Here is a 1,898-nt window from a genome sequence, read left to right on the forward strand (position 1 = left end):
CTGGAGTGACCTGAGCTTCTGACACGGACACCGGACGACGTCAGCCCGCGACCTCCGCCTTCTTGGGCCGCGCGAGCAGCGTCGCCGCCAGGTCCGCCAGCGGCAGCTTGCCGGCCAGCACCTCGACCACGCCCGCGGTGATCGGCATCTCGACGTCGTGCGCCCGGGCCAGCTCCAGCACCGACTCCGACGACTTCACGCCCTCGGCCGTGCCGCCGGTCACCTTGATCGCCTCGGCGAGCGTGAGCCCCTCGCCGATGTGCTTGCCGAGCCGGTGGTTACGCGACAGCGGTGAAGCGCAGGTCGCCGTCAAGTCGCCCATGCCGGCCAGCCCGGAGAACGTGGCCGGCTCGGCCCCGAGCGCGAGACCGAGCCGCGTGATCTCCACGAGGCCGCGCGTGATGAGGGCGGACAGCGTGTTCCAGCCGAACCCCTGGCCCTGCGCCATGCCGGCCGCCAGGGCGATGATGTTCTTGACCGCGCCGCACAGCTCGACGCCCACCACGTCGATGTTGGTGTACGGGCGGAAGTACGCGGTCGAGCAGGCGTCCGCCACGAGCTGGGCGGTGGCCTCGCTGCGCGAGGCGACCACGGTCAGCGTCGGCTGCCGCTCGGCGATCTCCGGCGCCAGGTTCGGCCCGGAGACGACGGCGACCCGCTCGTCGGGCAGGTCCAGCACCTCGGCCATCACCTGACTCATGCGCTTGTCCGTGCCGAGCTCGACGCCCTTCATCAGGGACACGACGACGGCGTCCGGCTCGACCAGGTCCTTCATCGACGACAGGGTGGCGCGGGCCACCTGGGACGGCACCGAGACGACCACTATCGACGCGCCCTTGAGGGCTACCGCCGGGTCGGTCGTCCCGTGCATCGCGGGGAGCTGCACGCCGGGCAGGTACTTCTCGTTGCGGTGCGTCTGGTCCACGGCGTCGAGCACCGCGGCGTCGCGACCCCACAGGGTGACGTCGCACCCGGCGTCGGCCAGGACCATGGCGAAGGTGGTGCCCATCGAGCCGGCGCCGAGCACGGCGACCTTCGTCGGATCGGGCAGGCTGACGGGCGAGGTGGCGCTCACGGGCGCTCCACCGGGGGGTAGGTAGTCATCTTTGCCTCGTAGTCGGGGTGCTTGCGCAGGTCGAACCGCGGCTTGGGCGCCACCTCGCCGCGGATCTGCTCCAGCTCGGCCGTGATGGCGTCCATGATGCGGCTGGTGGCCTCGCGCAGCGTGGCGGTGTCCTGCGGGCGGTCGTACAGGTCGCTCAGGTCGATGGGCGGGCCGGTCTGGATGGTCACCTTCTTGCGGGGCCAGGGCCAGCGCAGCATGCCGTACCGCGGCATGATCTCCGTGACACCCCACTGCGCGACCGGGAGCACGGGCAGGCGCGCCGTCAGCGCGATGCGGGCCACACCGGTCTTGCCCTCCATGGGCCAGTAGTCGGGGTCCCGCGTCAGCGTCCCCTCGGGCAGGATCGCGACGCAGGCGCCGTCGCCGAGCTGGCTCGCGGCGTCCTTCAACGACTCGGCGGACTTCGCGGAGTCCCGGTCCACCGGGATCATCTTGGTGCCCCGCAGGGCCCACCCGGTCAGCGGCGAGTCGAACAGACCGCGCTTGGCCAGGATGCGGGGCTCGCGGCCCATGTCGAAGAGGTAGTGCGCCAGCGTCAGCGCGTCGAGCTCGGTGACGTGGTTGGCCGCGGCGATGAACCCGCCCTTGGCCGGGAAGTTCTCGCCCCCCTTCCAGTCGTACTTGCACAGCGCGAACATGAGGTTCCGCACGAGGAACGCGACGAAGCGATACATGCGCGACTCGGGGCGTGGGATGGACACGGTCCGAAAGGATACTCGGCCCCGGGGGTCCGCGAAGTAGAGCGCCTGTCCGAGTCTCCCAGGGCAACCCT

The 1,898-nt window shown here is 71.1% G+C and carries 2 protein-coding genes; both read right to left on the reverse strand.

Going from position 1 to position 1,898, the window contains the following annotated elements; translation table 11 throughout:
• Nucleotides 1-40 precede the first annotated feature (40 nt).
• Nucleotides 41-1,075 carry an NAD(P)H-dependent glycerol-3-phosphate dehydrogenase gene (locus ACFWE2_RS25290; protein WP_377226960.1) on the reverse strand — a complete coding sequence of 345 codons (1,035 nt, stop codon included), beginning with the start codon at nucleotides 1,073-1,075 and terminating at the stop codon, nucleotides 41-43.
• On the reverse strand, nucleotides 1,072-1,827 hold the full coding sequence (locus ACFWE2_RS25295) for a lysophospholipid acyltransferase family protein (RefSeq protein ID WP_377226961.1): 756 nt from the start codon (nucleotides 1,825-1,827) through the stop codon (nucleotides 1,072-1,074). Before ACFWE2_RS25295 ends, ACFWE2_RS25290 begins: the two co-directional genes overlap by 4 nt.
• Between the last annotated feature and the right edge of the window lie 71 nt (nucleotides 1,828-1,898).

This window comes from Promicromonospora sp. NPDC060271 (assembly GCF_042726755.1).
GTDB lineage: Bacteria > Actinomycetota > Actinomycetes > Actinomycetales > Cellulomonadaceae > Promicromonospora.